The 19,014-nt window shown below is 62.5% G+C and carries 16 protein-coding genes; 5 read left to right on the forward strand and 11 right to left on the reverse strand.

From position 1 onward, the window contains the following. Nucleotide 1: 1 nt before the first annotated feature. The 8 genes from BLU85_RS15040 to BLU85_RS15075 form a co-directional block, all read right to left on the reverse strand. Nucleotides 2-805, reverse strand: coding sequence for an ABC transporter ATP-binding protein (locus tag BLU85_RS15040; RefSeq protein ID WP_060739868.1), 804 nt, complete (start codon nt 803-805; stop codon nt 2-4). Then, nucleotides 802-1,950, reverse strand: coding sequence for an ABC transporter permease (locus BLU85_RS15045; protein WP_092200074.1), 1,149 nt, complete (start codon nt 1,948-1,950; stop codon nt 802-804). Before BLU85_RS15045 ends, BLU85_RS15040 begins: the two co-directional genes overlap by 4 nt. A gap of 52 nt (nt 1,951-2,002) precedes the next feature. Then, nucleotides 2,003-3,028: a DUF5924 family protein gene (locus BLU85_RS15050; RefSeq protein ID WP_092200071.1), complete on the reverse strand. Its 1,026-nt coding sequence runs from the start codon at nt 3,026-3,028 to the stop codon at nt 2,003-2,005. A gap of 197 nt (nt 3,029-3,225) precedes the next feature. Beyond that, nucleotides 3,226-4,608, reverse strand: a complete 1,383-nt coding sequence (locus BLU85_RS15055; protein ID WP_092200068.1) for a M16 family metallopeptidase — start codon at nt 4,606-4,608, stop codon at nt 3,226-3,228. Nucleotides 4,609-4,793: 185 nt separating this feature from the next. Beyond that, nucleotides 4,794-6,452 (reverse strand): Na/Pi cotransporter family protein, encoded by a 1,659-nt coding sequence (locus BLU85_RS15060; protein ID WP_092200065.1) that lies wholly within the window; start codon nt 6,450-6,452, stop codon nt 4,794-4,796. A 324-nt stretch (nt 6,453-6,776) separates the two neighbouring features. Then, the gene (locus tag BLU85_RS15065; protein ID WP_092200061.1) at nt 6,777-7,544 is read right to left on the reverse strand and encodes a TerC family protein; all 768 of its coding nucleotides are present in this window, start codon (nt 7,542-7,544) and stop codon (nt 6,777-6,779) included. Between the two features lie 75 nt (nt 7,545-7,619). Then, on the reverse strand, nt 7,620-8,927 hold the full coding sequence (locus tag BLU85_RS15070) for a CitMHS family transporter (RefSeq protein ID WP_092200058.1): 1,308 nt from the start codon (nt 8,925-8,927) through the stop codon (nt 7,620-7,622). A 449-nt stretch (nt 8,928-9,376) separates the two neighbouring features. Next, nucleotides 9,377-9,715 (reverse strand): DOPA 4,5-dioxygenase family protein, encoded by a 339-nt coding sequence (locus BLU85_RS15075; protein WP_072407747.1) that lies wholly within the window; start codon nt 9,713-9,715, stop codon nt 9,377-9,379. Between the two features lie 84 nt (nt 9,716-9,799). Here BLU85_RS15075 and BLU85_RS15080 point away from each other — a divergent pair, with 84 nt between their 5' ends. Next, complete coding sequence (locus BLU85_RS15080; protein WP_092200055.1) at nt 9,800-10,459, forward strand: NAD(P)-dependent oxidoreductase; 660 nt, start codon at nt 9,800-9,802, stop codon at nt 10,457-10,459. 78 nt (nt 10,460-10,537) lie between these two features. Here BLU85_RS15080 and BLU85_RS15085 read toward each other — a convergent pair whose 3' ends face one another. Next, entirely contained in the window at nt 10,538-11,488 is a 951-nt protein-coding gene (locus BLU85_RS15085; RefSeq protein ID WP_092200052.1) for a choline sulfate utilization transcriptional regulator, read from the reverse strand. 114 nt (nt 11,489-11,602) lie between these two features. Here BLU85_RS15085 and betC point away from each other — a divergent pair, with 114 nt between their 5' ends. The 3 genes from betC (at nt 11,603) to BLU85_RS15100 (ending at nt 15,865) form a co-directional block, all read left to right on the forward strand. Further along, a complete protein-coding gene (gene betC / locus BLU85_RS15090; protein WP_092200049.1) occupies nt 11,603-13,117 on the forward strand; it encodes a choline-sulfatase in 1,515 nt (504 codons plus the stop codon). A 15-nt stretch (nt 13,118-13,132) separates the two neighbouring features. Then, nucleotides 13,133-14,053, forward strand: a complete 921-nt coding sequence (gene choX, locus BLU85_RS15095; protein WP_092200046.1) for a choline ABC transporter substrate-binding protein — start codon at nt 13,133-13,135, stop codon at nt 14,051-14,053. A gap of 243 nt (nt 14,054-14,296) precedes the next feature. Further along, on the forward strand, nt 14,297-15,865 hold the full coding sequence (locus BLU85_RS15100; protein WP_092200043.1) for a SulP family inorganic anion transporter: 1,569 nt from the start codon (nt 14,297-14,299) through the stop codon (nt 15,863-15,865). A 137-nt stretch (nt 15,866-16,002) separates the two neighbouring features. Here BLU85_RS15100 and aroE read toward each other — a convergent pair whose 3' ends face one another. Continuing rightward, entirely contained in the window at nt 16,003-16,824 is an 822-nt protein-coding gene (gene aroE / locus BLU85_RS15105) for a shikimate dehydrogenase (protein ID WP_092200040.1), read from the reverse strand. A 13-nt stretch (nt 16,825-16,837) separates the two neighbouring features. Then, on the reverse strand, nt 16,838-17,752 hold the full coding sequence (gene hemF, locus BLU85_RS15110) for an oxygen-dependent coproporphyrinogen oxidase (RefSeq protein ID WP_092200037.1): 915 nt from the start codon (nt 17,750-17,752) through the stop codon (nt 16,838-16,840). A gap of 162 nt (nt 17,753-17,914) precedes the next feature. Between hemF and BLU85_RS15115 the strand changes: the two genes are divergently transcribed. Next, entirely contained in the window at nt 17,915-18,892 is a 978-nt protein-coding gene (locus BLU85_RS15115; RefSeq protein WP_092200034.1) for a quinone oxidoreductase family protein, read from the forward strand. The last annotated feature ends 122 nt before the right edge of the window (nt 18,893-19,014 follow it).

Genomic DNA, 19,014 nt, shown 5'->3' on the forward strand with positions numbered 1-19,014 from the left:
GTCAAACCTCGTTGGACTGTGTAGCGGCGGATAAAGCCGCGCGGCCGCGAGGGCCATGAAAGTATTCATGAATCCAGGCGTCGTCGGTTTCCGACACCTTGTCGATGACATCGGCCACCAGCACTTTTTTCTGCGCCAGCACCGCCACCCGGTCGGTGATGGTGTAGAGGGTGTCCAGGTCATGGGTGACCAGGAACACGCTCAGGCCCAGGGCGTCGCGCAGCGTCAGGATCAACTGGTCGAACGCCGCCGCGCCGATGGGGTCGAGGCCGGCGGTGGGTTCGTCGAGAAACAGGATGTCCGGGTCCAGGGCCAGCGCACGGGCGAGGGCGGCGCGCTTGATCATGCCGCCGGACAGCGAGGCGGGGTACTTGTCCGCGGCCGAGAGCGGCAGCCCGGCCAGGGCGAGTTTCACCGCCGCCAGGTGTTCGGCATCGGCCCGACTGAGGCCGGCGTGCTCGATCAGGGGCAGGGCGACGTTTTCTGTCACGGTCAGGGACGAAAACAGCGCGCCTTTCTGGAACAGCACGCCAAAGCGCCGTTCCACCCGCGAACGCTGCTCCTGGGACAGGCTCGGCAAGTCCTGGCCGAACACCCGCACCGAACCCTCGCTGGGCTGGTTCAGGCCGACGATGCTGCGCAGCAGCACCGACTTGCCACTGCCGGAGCCACCCACCACGGCGAGGATCTCGCCCTTGTAGACGTCCAGGTCGAGGTTTTCATGCACGCTCTGGCGGCCAAAGCGGTTGCACAGGCCACGCACCTGAATCACCGCCTCGGCGGGCGTCCTGGAAGGTCGACTCACCAGCTCATCTCCATGAAAAACAGCGCGGCCACGGCATCCAGCACAATCACCACGAAAATCGACTGCACCACGCTGGAGGTGGTGTGGGCCCCGACCGATTCGGCGCTGCCGCTGACCTTGAAGCCTTCCAGGCAGCCCACGGCAGCGATCAGGAAGGCGAAGATCGGCGCCTTGACCATCCCCACCACGAAGTGCTGCACGCCGATGTCCGATTGCAGCAGTGACAGGAACATGGCCGGGGAGATGCCCAGCGACAGCGCACACACGACACCGCCGCCAATGATGCCCGAGAGCATGGCCACGAACGTCAGCATGGGCAGCGCCACCAGCAGGGCCAGCACCCGCGGCACCACCAGCAGCTCGACGGGGTCGAGGCCAAGGGTGCGGATCGCGTCGATTTCTTCGTTGGCCTTCATCGAGCCGATCTGCGCGGTGAACGCGCTGGCGGTGCGGCCCGCCATGAGAATCGCCGTCAGCAACACGCCGAATTCCCGCAGGAACGAGAACGCCACCAGGTCCACGGTAAAGATACTGGCGCCGAAATCCGCCAGCACCGTCGCCCCGAGAAAGGCCACCACCGCGCCCACCAGGAACGTCAGCAAGGCCACGATGGGCGCCGCGTCCAGGCCGGTCTGCTCGATGTGCACGACCATTGGCGTAATGCGCCAGCGCCGCGGGTGAAACAGCCCGCGGGCCAGGGTTTCCAGGATCAGGCCGACAAAACCGAGCAATTGCAGGGTGTCCTGCCAGACCTTCTCCACGGCGCGACCGATGCGCGTCAGCAACTGGGTCACGACGCTGACTTTCGGTTCTTTGTCCGGTACGCAGAAATCCGTCAGCGAGCAGTACACCGTCTGCAACAACGCGCGCTCGGCTGCCGGCAAACTGCAGTCCGGGTGTTCGGTGGTCTTGCCCAGCCGTTCGGAGCCCAGCAGTTCCACCAGTAACGAGGCCCCGGCGGTGTCGAGGGCACCGAGGCCGTTGAGGTCGATCCGGGTGTTTTCGTCGTACTGGCCGCGCAGCGATTCACCCAGGCGCTTGAGCTGGGGGTAATGGGCCAGCGTCCAGTCGCCGCTGATCCACAGCTGCGCCGGCGAGCCGGACGTGTCGAGTCGGGCACTGCCCATGTGGGGGCTGGGGGTCATAAGTTCCATGCTCGTTCGGCTTGAACAGCGCTACCTGATAGCACAATCGCCATTATTTTGCTTCGGGTGCAGCGGCGCTCACGTTGAAACGCAGCACACCGATCATCTGGCCATTTTCCGTCAGCACCCGCACCTGCCATTTGCCTGTCGGGTCGTCCGGGAAATTCTGTTTGTGCGTCCAGGCGCGATAGCCTTCCTTGCGCCCGCCATGGATGTCCAGGGCGATACGATCCACTTCCTTGCCGTTGAACTGCCAGACGTGATAGATCCGCTCGTCGAGCCCACGTGGTGCGTTGATCGCGGTGTAGGCGTACAGGCCGTTGCCGCGGATCTGGGCGGCGCTGACTTCCTTGAGGCTGGCTCCGGGGGTGCGGTCTTCCAGTTGGGTGCTGATCGCCACCTTGGTCATCCACAATGTCGCTGGCGGCACCCAGGAGCGCAGCACCCAGCCGGCGGCGCCAATCCCGACGGTGATACACAAAATGGCCAGGGCGTTGCGTACGGTGCGGATCGGGAAGATCGAGGCCAGGCTGGGAAACGACAGCAGCATGGCAATGCCCAGGGCCAGCTTGAAACTCTGGTCGGTGGTCAGGTGCAGGATGACCGGCAACGCGGTGAGCAGGGCGGCGAACAGCGTCAGCGTGTGCAACGCCAGGAACGCCCAGCGCCGCGGTGCAAGCCATTTGTAGTACAGCGGATCGGTGATCGAAATCAGCGCCGCGATGCTCAGCAGGCCGGTGAAAATCAGTTGGCTGCTGTTCCAGGTGGTGGTGATGAAGAAAAACGGCAGGACGAAAAACAGGCTTTCCTGGTGGATCATCTGCGTGGCGTAGCGCAACAGCGGCTGGGGGATCTCCCGTTTGAAAATCCGCGTGAACAGCCGGGTCATGCTGTTCTCGACCATCAGCCAGAGCCAGCTCACCAGCATCATGATGGCGATCCAGGTCGCCAGGCCCTGCTGGCGGTCCACCAGCATGAAACTGCCGACCCCGGAGATGAAACCACCGAGCGCAATGACCCCTGGATAGCGCTTCATCAATTCAAGGATGCGCTGGATATACACCGTCAGGTTTTGCATTCGGTAGTTTCACAGTAAGTCGTGGGAAATATCCCTGACAGAGTATCGCCAGGACATCGATGTGACGAGCACTCTTGTGGTGAGGGAATTTAGCGAAACGCCGCACTACCCTGTAGGAGCTGCCGAAGGCTGCGATCTTCTGATCTTTCGCTTGCACCTCAAATGCCAGCGGAAAGATCGCAGCCTCGTTGCACTCGTCAGCTCCTACGTTGTCGGCGTACCTGCCACACCACCAATCCGAGCAGCAACAACCCCAGCAAGCCGCCCAGCCCCCAGACGAGCTCATCGTCACTGAGCAACGGCTTCTCGATGCGCAGGTAACCCGGATCCTTGAGCAGTTCGCGCAGGGCCACGTTGGCCTGTTCCAGGCTCACCTCCTGCAGGCGCACGGCCGGGTTGGCGAAGCGACCGTCTTCGTAGTCGCCCAAGGCGCCCCAGTAGTAGTCGGCCAGCGCGCTGTTACCTTGAACCGCCCAGGACTGATGGGCGATGGCCGCGCGTTTGATGCGCACGAAACTGGCGGGGTCGAGGCCATCCTTGAGCAAGGTCTTGCGCAGTTCTTCCAGCGCCTGTTCGGCTTCGGGCAAGTCTTCGCGGGACAGGTCGGCATTCAGGCTGAAGAAGCCGACGCCGCCGAACACTTCGCGCTCGGTCCACGGCCCGTAGGACAGGCCGCGGGCCAGGCGCAGCTGGCGATAAAGTGCCCAATCCAGGTAGTCCTTGAGCAGGTCGAAGGTTTCGTCATGCTGCTCGTCCAGCACCGGTTCCGGGAACAGCCAGTGGAGCTTGGCACTGTCGCCGGCCAGGCCACGGATCAGGTTGCGCTTGGTGACCGCCTTGTAGCGGATCTGTGGCAGCGCCTCGTGGGCACTGGGCTCCACCGGCTCGAGTTCGCCAAAGGCGCGTTCCAGGTAGGCGGGCAGCAGTCGGTCGAGATCCCCGACCACGATCAGCGTCATGTTGTTCGGCGCATACCAGGCCTTGCGCACTTGTTCGAGGCGGGCGAGGGTATGGCGCTGGACCTCGGCCCGTTCCGCGCAGCGCAGGCCCAACTCGACCGCCAGTTGGTTGCTGGCCTTGTGGCCCAGGTCCTGGTGATCGAGCCAGCGTTGCAGGTGGGTGTAGTGACCACCGTCCTCGCGCTCCACCACCCGCTTGGCCGCCTCCAGGGCTTTTTCGTCGATACGGGTGCGGGTCAACAGCGTCAGCAGCAGGTCCAGCACCTTGCGTTGATTGCGCGCCGGCGCCTCGATGACGAACGTGGTGTCGGCGTTGCTGGTGAAGGCATTCCATTCGCCACCCAAGGCCTGCATGCGCTCTTCCAGGCCGCCTTCGCCACTGTCGTCGACGCCGCTGAACAGCAGGTGTTCGAGCAGGTGCGGCAGTTCCTTGTCGGCGCAACTGAAGTCGTCCAGGCCCACGCCGACCACCAGCCGGATCGCCACATGCCCGCGTTCGGTGCCGGGCTTGAGCATCAGCTGCATGCCGTTGGGCAGCGTATAGCCTTCGACCTGGAACCGGTCCAGGGCAACCACGGGCAGCGAGCCGAGCAAAAGAAAGGCGAGCAACAGACAACGCATAAGGGCTTCCTGGCGGCTGGGTGGAGGTCCATGGTGCCGGGCAGGCCGTCATCGGCGGATCGCGCCCGGAGTTGGCTCGCTCCCCCTATCGAATCTATGCAGTATTCATGACAACGGGAGCAGGCGGGCCGCTGAACGGTTTCAGGCCCGAGCCATTGTTACTGACTGACCAATGCGCCAGTTGTTCAAGGCGAATGGGTAATGTCGGAAATTTCATCCGCCGCCAGCGCACCGATCTCGGCCGTCTCCAGCACCACATAGGCGCTGCCGCAAAACAGCGAATTGAGGCGCCTCATGTCGGCAATCAGCTCCAGGTGCAGGGAACTGGTCTCCAGGCTTTGGACGACTTTGCGTTGCAGGCGGCTGACATGGGCATGGGCCATGCGCCGTTCCTGCGCCCGAAAACGACGTTTCTCACGCAGCAACTGGCGGGCGCTTTCCCGGTCGGCGCTGAGGAATACCGACAACCCCAGCCGCAGGTTGGCGATCAGGTGGCTGTGCAGCCCCGCCAACTCTTCCAGGCCCACATCGGAAAAGGAACGGCGCTGCGAGGTCTTCTGCTGCTGGACCTTGCGCAACATGCGCTCGATCAGGTCGCTGGCCAGCTTGAGGTTGATCGCCAGTTCGATGATCTCGGCCCAGCGGCGGCTGTCCTGTTCGCTGAGGTCTTCACGGGGCATTTGCGCCATGTACAACTTGATTGCACTGCACAGCGCCTCGACGTCATCGCTCATGCGCCGCACGTCCTGGGTCACCGCGGTCTGCTGGCCGCGCAGCACGTCCAGCATGGCTTCGAGCATGTTTTCGATCAGGTCGCCAATGCGCAGGGTTTCACGGGCCGCGTTGGCCAGCGCCAGGCTCGGGGTGGCGAGGGCCGTGGGGTCCAGGTGGCGGGGCTTGGCCGTGCCGTTGGTCTCGGGCCGTTCCGGCAGCAGCCAGCTACAGAGCCTGGCCATCGGGTCGACGCTGGGCAGCAGCACCAGGCATCGCACGGTGTTGTAGAGCAGATGAAAACCGATCACCGTTTCCTGGGGGCTGAAATCCAGGCTGTCGAGCCAGCCCACCAGCGGATCGAGCACCGGAATGATCAACAACAGCCCGATCAGCTTGTACAGCAGGCTGCCCAGCGCCACCTGGCGTCCGGCGGTGTTCTGCATGCTGGTGCTGAGGAACGCCAATACGCCGCTGCCGATGTTGGCGCCGATCACCAGGCCGATGGCCACCGGCAGGCTGATCACCGCGGCACCGGCCAGCGTCGCGGTCAGCAGCACGGCGGCCAGGCTGGAATAGGAAATCATCGCGAACAGCGCGCCGACCAGCGCATCGAGCAGGATGTCGCCGGTCAGTGAGGCGAAGATCACTTTCACGCCTTGGGCGTGGGTGATGGGCGCGGCGGCTTCGACGATCAATTGCAGGGCCAGGATGATCAGGCCCAGGCCGATACTGACCCGGCCCATTTGCCCGACGCGGGTCTGTTTGCGCGAGAGGAAAAAAATCACCCCGAGGAAGATCAGCAGCGGCGACAGCCACGACAGGTCGAGGGTCAGCACCCGTGCCATCAGTGCGGTGCCGACATCGGCGCCCAGCATGGTCGCCAGGGCCGGCGTCAGCGCCATCAGGCCCTGGCCAACGAACGAGGTGACGAGCATGGCCGTGGCGTTGCTGCTCTGGACCATGGCCGTGACCATGATCCCTGCGATAAACGCCAGCCAGCGCCGGGACATGTTCTGGCCAATGACATGGCGCAGGTTCGAGCCGTAGACCCGCAAGATGCCGGTACGCACGATATGCGTGCCCCAGATCAGCAGGGCCACGGCGGAGAGCAAATTCAGCAGGGTCAGCATGAGAGGCCCCCTGTTAGCGTTCCAAAGGAACAAATTGACGATGCCACATGCTTCTTTCTTGTACTTAAGCTGTAGTTGGCGAACGGTTCGGGCGCCAGCATTGCACAGCTAAAGAATCGTTTGAAACAAAACTGTCATAAAAAACACCCCGCAGCCCCTGTGGGAGCGAGCTTGCTCGCGATGGGGCCCTGACATTCAACATCTTCTTTGGCTGACAGACCGCTATCGCGAGCAAGCTCGCTCCCACAGGGTTGTGCGCACCGGCCTTTCCTGGGGCATGAAAAAGGGGCTCCAAAGAGCCCCTTCATTCATTGCCCCGAGCCGTTACTGACCCGGTACGTCCTTGCGCAGTTTCACCGGATCCTGCTGCTTGCGCTTGCGTGCGATCGCGGTGCGCATCTTGATGTTGACCGCTTCCACCGCCAGGGAGAACGCCATGGCGAAGTAGACGTAGCCTTTTGGCACGTGCACGTCGAACGACTCGGCGATCAGCACGGTACCGACCACCAGCAGGAACGACAGCGCCAGCATCTTCAGCGACGGGTGCTTGTCGATGAACGAGCTGATGGTGCCCGAAGCCAGCATCATCACCAGTACGGCAACGACGATGGCGGCAACCATCACCGGTACATGGGAGACCATGCCAACCGCGGTAATGACCGAGTCCAGGGAGAACACGATGTCGATGATCGCGATCTGGATGATGGTGTAGATGAAGTTGCCGCCCTTGCCCGAAGGTTCGTCGTTGCTTTCATCTTCGCCTTCCAGCGCGTGGTACATCTCCTGGGAGCTTTTCCACAGCAGGAACAGGCCACCGAAGAACAGGATCAGGTCGCGACCTGAGATGCCCTGGCCGAACACTTCGAACAAATCCGCCGTCAGGCGCATGACCCAGGTGATGGACAGCAGCAACAGGATCCGCGTGACCATGGCCAGCGCCAGGCCGAAGATCCGGGTGCGCGCCTGCATGTGCTTGGGCATGCGGCTGACCAGGATCGAGATCATGATGATGTTGTCGATGCCCAGGACGATTTCCAGGGCGGTCAAGGTAAAGAAGGCAACCCAGATTTCCGGGTTGGTCAGCCATTCCATGTGAGTTCCTTTGAGCGAGTGTTAGGCCACGCCGCGCCGTCTTGTCAGACCGGCACGGCACAGCGAGCGTTGCTTTTATAGAGTGCTGAACAGCGGAAAAATCCCCATCAGCAAGGCGGCAAACATTATGCACAGGCAAACCAGTACTGCCCACTTCAAGGTGAAGCGCTGGTGATCGCCGAACTCGATCCCGGCCAAGGCTACCAGCAGGTAGGTCGACGGAACCAGCGGGCTCAACAGGTGGACGGGCTGGCCGACGATGGAGGCACGGGCCATTTCGACGGCGGTGATGCCGTAATGGCTGGCGGCCTCGGCGAGAACCGGTAACACCCCGTAATAAAATGCGTCGTTAGACATGAAGAAAGTGAAGGGCATGCTCACCAGCGCAGTGATGACCGCCAGGTAAGGACCGAGGAAGTCCGGGATCACCGCCAGCAGGCTCTTGGACATGGCGTCGACCATGCCGGTACCGGACAGGATGCCGGTGAAGATACCCGCGGCGAAAATCAGCCCGACCACCGCCAACACACTGCCGGCGTGCGCCGCGACGCGGTCTTTCTGCTGTTGCAGGCACGGGTAGTTGACGATCATCGCGATACTGAAGGCCACCATGAACAGCACCGGCAGCGGCAACAGGCCGGCGATCAGGGTGCACATCAGGGCCAGGGTCAGCGCGCCGTTGAACCAGATCAGCTTCGGACGACGGGCATCCGGGAACTGGGACACGCTGATTTCGCTGTGGTCGATCTCGTCGCCGGCCAGGTGCAGTTCACCCAGGCGTGCGCGTTCGCGTTTGCCGTACATGTAGGCGATCGCCAGGATCGCCACGACACCGGCCAGCATCGCCGGAATCATCGGCACGAAGATGTCGGACGGGTCCACATGCAGCGCACTGGCCGCCCGGGCCGTCGGGCCGCCCCACGGGGTCATGTTCATCACGCCACCGGCGAGGATGATCAGGCCGGCCATGATGCGCGGGCTCATGCCGATGCGGCTGTAGAGCGGCAGCATCGCGGCCACGCAGATCATGTAAGTGGTCGCGCCGTCACCATCGAGGGAAACGACGAGCGCCAGAACGGCGGTACCGACCGAAACTTTCAACGGGTCGCCCTTGACCAGCTTGAGGATCTTGCGCACGGCCGGGTCGAACAGGCCGGAGTCGATCATCAGGGCAAAATACAGAATCGCGAACATCAGCATCACCCCGGTCGGGGCGAGCTTGGTGATGCCTTCGAGCATCATCGGGCCGATCTTCGGCGCGAAGCCACCGAACAGGGCGAACAGGATCGGGATGATGATCAGGGCGATCAGCGCGGACAGGCGCTTGGTCATGATCAGGAACATGAACGTGATGACCATGGCGAAGCCAAGGAAAGTCAGCATGGGAAATACTCCAGGCGTAGCGCGGCTATGAAAGACGAACCGGACAGGTCAGCGCGAAATGCAAAGCACGAGGGGGACGGATGGAGTGGGTGCGGCGGGACGGGTAGCAGCGGACATCAGAATCACCATTGTTGTTGTTAAAAGGGCCGAACGAGCCTTGAAAACTCGCTTTTGGCCGACCGGTCTTTTGCCGGAAGTGAGGTGATCCTAATCGCGCTAGCTTTCAGCAAGCTTTCGCAGGGTAAATGGGCGACGAGCCGTAGATGATGACCTGTCGAGCAGCACTCCTGTGGCGAGGAGATTTATCCCCGCTGGGGCGCGAAGCGGCCCCGAAACCCGTCATCCTGCACTATCTGGAGAGTGCATTCTGTTCCTTTGGGCCTGCTGCGCAGTCCAGCGGGGATAAATCCCCTCGTCACAGAACCATGTCTCTGGTCCATGCAAAGCAATCAGGTGCTTGCCTTGAACGCTGAAAGATTCAACGGCCGTACCGCGCCCATCCAGATCGCATGCTCGGTGTGGTCCGTCAGGTCATCGCCGGTCTCCGGGTGCAGGAAAATCACCAGACCCTTGCGATTCAGCGCCAGCCACGGCAGGACCACGCCGATGTACTGCGGATCGAACGCCAACTGACAGCTCCAGTCCGGGTGCGGGCCGACCGGACGTTGATGGACACGGCCCATTTTCAGCGGGAACAGCCGCGCCGCTTCTTCGCACAGGGCCCGCGCCTGGTCGAGTGTGCTGGCGTCGAAATACACGTGGGCGTGGTAGCCCTTGATCCGCTGCATCTGTACTCCTTGGAAAAGAGGCCGAACCCTCGCCGTTTGCCGCGGGTCAGAGCCTTTACATGCGCGTTAAAGAGGAAAACAGCCATGAAAAACGCTGAAACCCCGGTCATCAAAGTGGTGCTCTATGGTGCCATGAGCAGCCTCGGCAGTGCGTTGATGGCTGAAATGCTGCGGCGCCAGCATGAGGTCATCGCCATTCTCGACGATCTTACCGCCCTGGCTCCACGCCCGGGCCTGCGGACCAAGACCGGCGATCTTTTCGACCCGGAGCGGGTCAAGCAAAGCGTTGCCGGTGCCAGCGCCGTGGTGTGCCTGTTGAACGCGCCGGGGTTGCCGATGAACAGCGAACAAGTGGAGCGCACCTTGATTCCTGGCCCGGTGGAGCAAGTCTTGGCGGTGGATGCCCTGATCGCCGGCATGCAGGCGGTGAACGTGCCCCGGTTGTTCCTGATCGGCGACTTCGCCGTGCTCGACGAAGAGCAGGCCGACGACGATTTGCAGCGCCATGCCGCCGAAGAAGTGCTCGACGCCCTCAAGAACAGCACCTTGCAGTGGACCTTGGTCAACGCCCCTTACGCCGCGCCTGGCCTGGGCATCGAGCATTTCAGCCAGGTCAGCACCAGCCTCGAACCCGGCATGGCCGAATCCCTGGAGCGGCTCAACCGCGTGGCGGTCGGCATCGCTGACGAACTGCACTTGAACCTGCATGTGGGCGAGCATGTCAGCTTTGTCGCCGCCCACTAGCTGTCGACATCCGTGGCGAGGGAGCTTGCTCCCGCTGGGCTGCGAAGCAGCCCCAAAAACATGGCGCTCGCCACGGCCTCAAACCGCAATCGAAGGCAACGGCAATCCCGTGAGCGATTCAGCACTGTTGGCCTGTTCTTCCATCAGCCAATCGACGAATTGCCTGATCAACACACCGCGTCGTTTACGCTGGGGCAAGACCACGTAATACCCCAGCCGCGACAGCACCGTTTCGGCGATCGGACGACACAGCAGCCCCTGGGCCAATAAGTTATCCACAAGGTGTCGCCAGCCGATGGCGACGCCTTGGCCACCAATCGCCGCCTGGATGAGGAGCGTGTAGTTGTCGAAGCGCAATTGCCCGGGGGCTGGCGGCGAGGTGATGCCCAGCTCGCGGAATACGCCGCTCCAATCGAACCAGCTGTTGCTGTTGCTCGCGCGCAGGTGCAGCAATGGAAATTCCGCCAAGGCCCGGGCGGGCAAGGGCAGGGGACGCTCCTTGAGCAGCAGCGGGCTGCACACCGGAAAGACTTCTTCGCTGAACAGCCAGCGACTTTCGCCTTGTTTGAAGCGACCGTCGCCGAACAGCACGGCAACGTCGATATCGGTCCGCAGCATGTTGTGGTTGCGTTCGCTGGTCACCAGGCTCACGTCCACCTGGGGGTTGGCGGCGTGAAAGCGATGCAGGCGCGGCATCAGCCAGTAAGCGGCGAAGGCGAAGTCCGTGGCGACCTGCAGCACCTCATGCTGCTGTTGGGCGGTGATCGCGCTCAGCCCGGCATCGATGCTTTGCAAACCGGCCTGCACCTGCTCGAACAGGATCGTCCCGGCCTCGGTCAGTTCGATGCCCCGGTAGATCCGGTCGAACAGCCGTGTGCCCAGTTGTTCTTCCAGGCGCTTGATCTGCTGGCTGATGGCCGGTTGCGTGGTGCCCAGCTCAATCGCCGCCGCCGTGAAGCTTTGTTGGCGGGCCGCGGCTTCAAAGGCACGGAACAGTTCCAGGGACAGGCTACCCAGGGCGTCATACATAAGCTGTGCTTATCCTAGTCATTATCCTGCATGGGCTTTACCCCAAAACCCGGGGGCTACATGCTCGATCGCAGCACTATCGCATAACTGCCTACTATGGAATGCCGCGAATACATGAAGCGCAAGAACATTCTTTTCATCATGGCCGATCAAATGGCCGCGCCAATGTTGCCGATCTACGGTCCTTCGCCGATCAAGCTGCCGAACCTGTCGCGCCTGGCCGCCGAGGGCGTGGTGTTCGACGCCGCCTATTGCAACAGCCCGCTGTGCGCGCCGTCGCGTTTCACGTTGGTGAGCGGCCAGTTGCCCAGCAAGATCGGCGCCTACGACAACGCGGCGGATTTTCCTGCGGACGTGCCGACCTACGCCCATTACCTGCGTCGCCTCGGCTATCGCACGGCGTTGTCCGGCAAGATGCACTTTTGCGGTCCCGACCAACTGCACGGCTACGAAGAGCGCCTGACCAGCGACATTTACCCGGCAGACTACGGCTGGGCAGTGAACTGGGACGAGCCGGACGTGCGGCCGAGCTGGTACCACAACATGTCGTCGGTGTTGCAGGCCGGCCCTTGCGTGCGCACCAACCAGCTGGATTTCGATGAAGAAGTGGTGTTCAAGGCCCAACAGTACCTGTTCGACCACATCCGCGAAGACGGTGACCAGCCGTTCTGCCTCACCGTATCGATGACCCACCCACACGACCCGTACACGATTCCCAAGGCGTTCTGGGATTTGTATGACGACAACGACATTCCGTTGCCGCAGACTCCGGCGCAAACGGACCTCGATCCACATTCCCAGCGGCTGCTGAAGGTCTATGACCTGTGGGACAAGCCGCTGCCTGTGGATAAGATCCGTGATGCCCGCCGCGCCTATTTCGGCGCGTGCAGCTACATCGACAGCAATGTCGGCAAGCTGCTGCAGACCCTGGAAGATACCGGTCTGCTGGACGACACGATCATCGTCTTCTCCGGCGATCATGGAGACATGCTCGGCGAAAAAGGCCTGTGGTACAAAATGCACTGGTTCGAAATGGCTGCCCGCGTACCGTTGCTCATCAGCGCACCGGGGCAGTTCGCCAGCGGTCGGGTGGGTGCGGCGGTGTCCACCGCCGACCTGCTGCCGACCCTGGTGGAACTGGCCGGCGGTACGCTGGAACCCGGCTTGCCATTGGATGGCCGTTCGCTGGTGCCGCATCTGCAAGGGCAGGGCGGGCATGACGAAGTCTTCGGTGAATACATGGCCGAAGGCACCATCAGCCCCCTGATGATGATCCGTCGTGGCCCGTGGAAATTCATCTACAGCGAAGATGACCCGTGCCTGCTGTTCGACGTGCGCAACGATCCCAAGGAGTTGGAAGATCTCAGCCAGTCTCCCGAGCATCGATCCCTGTTCGCCGATTTTCTCGCCGAGGCGCGCGCCAAGTGGGATATTCCGGTTATTCACCAACAGGTGCTCGCCAGCCAGCGCCGCCGCCGTTTTGTCGCCCAGGCGCTGACCCTGGGCAAACTCAAGAGCTGGGACCACCAGCCGCTGGTGGACGCCAGCCAGCAGTACATGCGTAACCACATCGATCTCGACGATCTGGAGCGCAAGGCCCGTTATCCACAACCCTGCCAAAACCAATAACGTAAGGGCAAGCACATGCAAAAGTTATCCACAGTACTGACCGCTGGGCTGTTGGCGTTGAGCAGTGTTTCGGCGTTGGCCGAGCAGAGCTGCGAGACCGTGAAAATGGCTGACCCGGGCTGGAGTGACATCGCCGCGACCAACGCCATTACCGGTTTTCTGTTGGATGGCATGGGCTACAAGGCCAAGGTCGACACCCTCGCGGTGCCGATCACCTTCGGTGGCCTCAAGGACGGCCAGGTGGATGTGTTCCTGGGTAACTGGATGCCGGCGCAGCAGGGCTTCTATGACAAATTCGTGGCCACGGGCGATGTCACGCAACTGGCCAAGAACCTCGACGGCACCGAATTCACGCTTGCGGTCCCGGATTATGTCTGGGACGCCGGTGTGCATGACTTTGCCGACCTGAACAAATTCGCCGACAAGTTCGAGAAGAAGATCTACGGCATCGGCTCCGGCGCCCCGGCCAACCTCTCCCTGAAAGAAATCATCAAGACCAATGATTTCGGCATGGGCGAGTGGAAACTGGTGGAGTCCAGCGAGCAGGCGATGCTGGCGGAAGTCTCCCGGGCGGTGAAGAAACAGAAGTTCGTGACCTTCCTGGGCTGGACGCCGCACCCGATGAACGTGCAGTTGAAAATGCATTACCTCAAGGGCGGCGAGAAGTATTTCGGCGATACGGGCAGCGTCTATACCCTGACCCGCAAGGGTTATGCACAGGCCTGCCCGAACGTTGGCAAGCTGTTGACCAACCTCAGCTTCACCCAGGAAATGGAGAACAGCATCATGGCCGAGGTGGTGAACAACAAAGTCAGCAACGCCGATGCGGCCAAGGCCTGGATCAAGGCCAACCCGGCGGTGCTGGACAAGTGGCTGGACGGCGTGAAGACCGTGGATGGCAAGGATGCGTTGGCGGCGGTTAAGGCCAAGCTGTAAAGCCGATGTGCCGGTGAGTTGCGCTTGTGGCGAGGGAGCTTGCTCCCGCTGGACTGCCCTGTAGGAGCTGCCGAAGGCTGCGATCTTTTGATCTTTCGCTTGGGACTTAAGTGTCTGGGGAAAGATCGCAGCCTCGTTGCACTCGTCAGCTCCTACACAGCTCCTGCGTAGTGCCTACAGGCCGAGCGGGAGCAAGCTTGGCTCACCTGATACTCTTGCGCCAAACCCCATCCTTGAGGCCCCATGGCAATCCCCACGCGCCATTCACTCTTTCCGTTCCTGAGCTGGCTGCCCCGGCAAACCCGCGCCAGTGTCGGCCGTGACCTGATCGTCGGCCTGAGTGGTGCGATTCTCGCGTTGCCGCAGTCCATTGCCTACGCCCTGATCGCCGGCCTGCCACCTGAGTACGGTCTGTACGCGGCGATTGTTCCCGTTTTGATCGCCTGCCTCTGGGGTTCGTCGTGGCACTTGATCTGCGGCCCAACGGCGGCCATCTCCATCGTCCTGTACGCCACCGTCAGCCCTCTGGCGGTACCCGCCAGCCAGGACTACATCACCTTGATCCTGCTGCTGACAGTCCTGGCGGGGATTTTCCAGTGGCTGCTGGGGCTGTTGCGTTTCGGCGCGCTGGTGAATTTCGTCTCCCATTCGGTGGTGCTGGGTTTCACCCTGGGAGCGGCGGTGGTGATCGCATTGGGGCAACTGCCGAACCTGCTGGGCCTCGATTTGCCCAATGAAGCCACGGCATTGAAGGGCCTGCTGACGTTGGTCAGCCATATCGAGGCTGTGGATAAACCGTCATTGCTGCTGGGTTTGGGCACGCTGCTCCTGGGCGTGGTGCTCAAGCGCTTGCTGCCGCGCTGGCCGAGCCTGTTGATAACGTTGGTCATCAGCAGCCTGGTGGTCTGGTTGTGGCCGGCGATGTTCGGGCATGTGGCGCTGGTCAGCGCCTTCGCCGGGCGCCTGCCACCGCTGACGTTGCTGCCGCTGGACCTGGAACTGATCCTGCGCTTGCTGCCTGGGGCCGTCGCGGTGGGCATGCTCGGGCTGGTCACCAGCCTGTCCATCGCCCGTTCGTTGTCGGTACGTTCCGGGCAATTGCTCGATGCGAATCAGGAGGTGAGGGCGCAGGGGCTTTCCAACCTCATTGGCGGATTTTTCTCTGGATCCTTGTCGGCCGGTTCCTTCACCCGTTCCGGCCTCAGTTATGAAGCCGGCGCCTGCTCGCCCCTGGCCGGGGTGTTCTCGGCCTTGTGGGTGGCGTTGTTCGCGGTCGCCGGGGCGAAACTGATCGCGCACATCCCGATTCCGGCCATGGCCGGCAGCATCCTGCTGATCGCCTGGGGGCTGGTGGACCACCGTGGTATCCGGGCGTTGTACCGCGTGAGCCGCGCCGAATTCATGGTGATGATCCTGACCTGCCTGGCTACGTTGCTGCTGGAACTGCAGACCGCCATTTACGCCGGCGTACTGGCTTCGCTGTTCTTCTACCTCAAGCGCACCTCACAGCCGCGGGTGCAGCACTTTCGCGAGGGGGAGGCGGAGATCCTGCGAGTGGGGGGCTCGATCTTTTTCGGCGCCAGCCATTACCTGCAAGTACGCCTGCAACGGTTGCAGGCGCAGCGGGTGGTCATCGATGCCCAGCAGATCAACTTCATCGATTATTCCGGGGTGGAAATGCTCCACCAGGAAGCCCGGCGCCTGCGCGGCCAGGGCCGTAGCCTGACCTTGCGCAAGGCCAGGCCCCAGGTGGTGGAGGAGTTGTTGAAGCTGGAAGGACCGGAGCGTTGCCCGATCCATTTTGAGGATTAAAAACTGTAGGGGACTTGAGGCAGCACATACCTGTGGCGAGGGGATTTATCCCCGTTGGGGCGCGAAGCGGCCCTGCTTTTTTGGGACTGCTTCGCAGTCCAACGGGGATAAATCCCCTCGCCACAACAGCCTGAAGCCTAAAGCGCGAGCTGGCGGCGCAGCTCGGCCAGCACCGGCGCGGTGTCCGGGCGTACCCCGCGCCACAGGTAGAACGCTTCGCCCGCCTGTTCGGCGAGCATGCCCAGGCCATCCATCGCCACCGCCGCCCCGTGCGCACTGGCCCAACGGCAGAATGAGGTCGGTTCCTTGCCATACATCATGTCGTAGCAGACCGTCTTGCCGGGCTCGATCAAGCTGGCGGCAATCGGCGGTACCTCCCCCGACAGGCTCGCGGAGGTGGCGTTGATGATCAGGTCCACCGGCTCTTGCAGCCAATCGAAGCCACTGGCCGAGACCGGGCCCAGGTCGGCGAACGATTCGGCCAGCCATTCGGCTTTTTCCACCGTGCGGTTGGCGATAATCACCGAGGTCGGCGCTTCGGCCAGCAGCGGCTCCAGGGCGCCGCGCACCGCGCCGCCGGCCCCCAGCAACAGGATGCGCTTGCCCTGGAGGCTGAAGCCGGCGTTGACGGTCAGGTCCCGGACCAGGCCGGCGCCGTCGGTGTTGTCACCCAACAGGCGGCCGTCGGCCAGTTTGCTCAAGGTATTGACCGCCCCGGCCCGCTGGGCCCGCTCGGTCAGGGTGTCGGCCAGGCGGAAGGCGTCTTCCTTGAACGGCACCGTGACGTTCGCCCCACGCCCCTCGCGGAAAAATGCCCGGGCGCAACCGGAGAAATCCTCCAGCGGTGCCAGCAGCGTGGTGTAGTCCAGCACCTGCCCGGTCTGATCGGCGAACAGGCGATGGATCAACGGCGACTTGCTGTGGCCGATCGGGTTACCCATTACAACGTAGCGATCCATGGAATATCCCCGTTCAGGCCGTTGCCAGCCAATCGCGATCCTGCAGGAAGTACTCGGTCAGCCGCGCCTCTTCGCTGCCCGGCTCGGCTTTCCAGTCGTAGCCCCAGCGCACTTGCGGCGGCAGGGACATCAGGATCGACTCGGTACGCCCGCCCGATTGCAGCCCGAACAGGGTGCCGCGGTCGTAGACCAGGTTGAATTCCACGTAGCGCCCACGGCGAAATTCCTGGAATTCCCGTTGCTTGGCGGTGAACGCGTCGTGCTTGCGGCGACGCACGATGGGCAGGTAGGCATCGATGTAGGCGTCGCCGATGGCGCGGATGAAGGCGAAGCAGGTGTCGAAACCCCACTCGTTCAGGTCGTCGAAAAACAGGCCGCCGATGCCCCGGGGCTCGTTGCGATGCTTGAGGTGGAAGTAGCTGTCGCACCAGGCCTTGTAGCGCGGATACACCTCGGGGCCGAACGGCGCGCAGGCTTGCTCGGCGACGCGGTGCCAATGCACGCAATCCTCTTCGACGCCGTAGTAGGGCGTCAGGTCGAAGCCACCGCCGAACCACCAGACGGCTTCTTCGCCTTCCTTTTCGGCGATGAAGAAACGCACGTTGGCGTGGGAGGTCGGTACGTGGGGGTTGTGCGGGTGGATCACCAGCGACACGCCCAGGGCTTCGAAGCCGCGTCCAGCCAGTTCCGGCCGATGGGCGCTGGCCGAGGGTGGGAGACCGCTGCCAAATACGTGGGAAAAGTTGACGCCGCCCTTTTCGATCACCGTGCCGTTTTCGATCACCCGCGTGCGACCGCCACCCCCGGCCGGCCGGGTCCAGGCATCTTCGACGAAGCGCGTGCCGCCGTCCTCGGTTTCCAGGGCGGCGCAGATTCGGTCTTGCAGGTCGAGCAGATAGGCTTTCACGGCCTCGGTACGAGTGGACATGACGTCACCTTGATCAGGGCTACGCTACGCGGCGTATAGCGGGCCGGTGGCAAATGGGCGCACAGGATACCACCGCACTTGCCCACGCCACAGTTGACGACGGTCAAGGTTAGGAGTCCGATAGCAGGCTTGGTAAAAGTCTGCGACAAGGAGAAAGTGAAGATGGCCAAACGTATCCAGTTCCGTTCCAACGGCGGTCCCGAAGTGCTCGAGTACGTCGACTATCAGCCGGCCGAGCCGGGCCCGCAGCAGGTACGCGTCAGCAACAAGGCGATCGGCCTGAATTTCATCGACACCTACTACCGCAGCGGTCTTTATCCGCTGCCGGCGCTACCTTCGGGCCTGGGTGCCGAGGGCGCGGGCGTGGTCGAGGCCATCGGTCCAGGCGTCACGCGGTTCAAGGTCGGCGACCGGGTGGCGTACGGCAGCGGACCGCTGGGGGCCTACAGCGATGTGCATGTATTGCCCGAAGCCAACCTGGTGCATCTGCCCGAATCCATCAGTTTCGAACAGGCCGCCGGCGTGATGCTCAAGGGCCTGACTGTGCAATACCTGCTGCGCCAGACCTACGAACTCAAGGGTGGCGAAACCATCCTGTTCCACGCCGCCGCCGGTGGCGTGGGCTCCTTGGCCTGCCAATGGGCCAAGGCCTTGGGCGTGAAGCTGATCGGTACCGTCAGCTCGCCGGAAAAAGCCGCCATTGCCAAATCCCACGGCGCCTGGGAAACCATCGACTACAGCAAGGAAAACGTCGCACAGCGCGTGCTGGAATTGACTGACGGCAAGAAGGTGCCCGTGGTGTACGACGGCGTTGGCAAGGACACCTGGTTGACCTCCCTGGACAGCGTCGCCCCCCGTGGCCTGGTGGTGAGCTTCGGCAATGCCTCGGGTGCCGTGGACGGTGTGAACCTGGGGATTCTTTCGGCCAAGGGCTCGCTGTACGTCACCCGCCCGACCCTGGCGACGTACGCCAACAATGCCGAAAACCTGCAGCGCATGGCTGATGAACTGTTCGGGATGATCAGTAGCGGCAAGCTCACAGTGGACATCAACCAGCGTTATCCACTGGCGGAAGCGGCCAAGGCCCAGACCGAGCTGTCGGCGCGGCGGACGACGGGGTCGACCATTCTCCTGCCTTGAGATTTGGTGGTTCAGATTGCTTGAAAACCTGTGGGAGCGAGCTTGCTCGCGATAGCGGTGCGTCAGTCAACATCAATGCTGGCTGACCTGATGCCATCGCGAGCAAGCTCGCTCCCACAAGG

This window comes from Pseudomonas sp. NFACC14 (assembly GCF_900106885.1).
Lineage (GTDB): Bacteria > Pseudomonadota > Gammaproteobacteria > Pseudomonadales > Pseudomonadaceae > Aquipseudomonas > Aquipseudomonas fluorescens_AA.

Excerpts from the sequence above, each read along its gene's own strand:
- BLU85_RS15080 (WP_092200055.1), top strand. The coding sequence starts at position 9,800 with ATGAAAAACGCTGAAACCCCGGTCATCAAAGTGGTGCTCTATGGTGCC.
- hemF (WP_092200037.1), bottom strand. The coding sequence starts at position 17,752 with ATGTCCACTCGTACCGAGGCCGTGAAAGCCTATCTGCTCGACCTGCAA.
- BLU85_RS15075 (WP_072407747.1), bottom strand. The coding sequence starts at position 9,715 with ATGCAGCGGATCAAGGGCTACCACGCCCACGTGTATTTCGACGCCAGC.
- BLU85_RS15060 (WP_092200065.1), bottom strand. The coding sequence starts at position 6,452 with ATGCTGACCCTGCTGAATTTGCTCTCCGCCGTGGCCCTGCTGATCTGG.
- BLU85_RS15050 (WP_092200071.1), bottom strand. The coding sequence starts at position 3,028 with ATGCAAAACCTGACGGTGTATATCCAGCGCATCCTTGAATTGATGAAG.
- BLU85_RS15055 (WP_092200068.1), bottom strand. The coding sequence starts at position 4,608 with ATGCGTTGTCTGTTGCTCGCCTTTCTTTTGCTCGGCTCGCTGCCCGTG.
- betC (WP_092200049.1), top strand. The coding sequence starts at position 11,603 with ATGAAGCGCAAGAACATTCTTTTCATCATGGCCGATCAAATGGCCGCG.
- BLU85_RS15045 (WP_092200074.1), bottom strand. The coding sequence starts at position 1,950 with ATGACCCCCAGCCCCCACATGGGCAGTGCCCGACTCGACACGTCCGGC.
- BLU85_RS15100 (WP_092200043.1), top strand. The coding sequence starts at position 14,297 with ATGGCAATCCCCACGCGCCATTCACTCTTTCCGTTCCTGAGCTGGCTG.
- BLU85_RS15085 (WP_092200052.1), bottom strand. The coding sequence starts at position 11,488 with ATGTATGACGCCCTGGGTAGCCTGTCCCTGGAACTGTTCCGTGCCTTT.
- BLU85_RS15070 (WP_092200058.1), bottom strand. The coding sequence starts at position 8,927 with ATGCTGACTTTCCTTGGCTTCGCCATGGTCATCACGTTCATGTTCCTG.
- BLU85_RS15065 (WP_092200061.1), bottom strand. The coding sequence starts at position 7,544 with ATGGAATGGCTGACCAACCCGGAAATCTGGGTTGCCTTCTTTACCTTG.
- aroE (WP_092200040.1), bottom strand. The coding sequence starts at position 16,824 with ATGGATCGCTACGTTGTAATGGGTAACCCGATCGGCCACAGCAAGTCG.
- choX (WP_092200046.1), top strand. The coding sequence starts at position 13,133 with ATGCAAAAGTTATCCACAGTACTGACCGCTGGGCTGTTGGCGTTGAGC.
- BLU85_RS15115 (WP_092200034.1), top strand. The coding sequence starts at position 17,915 with ATGGCCAAACGTATCCAGTTCCGTTCCAACGGCGGTCCCGAAGTGCTC.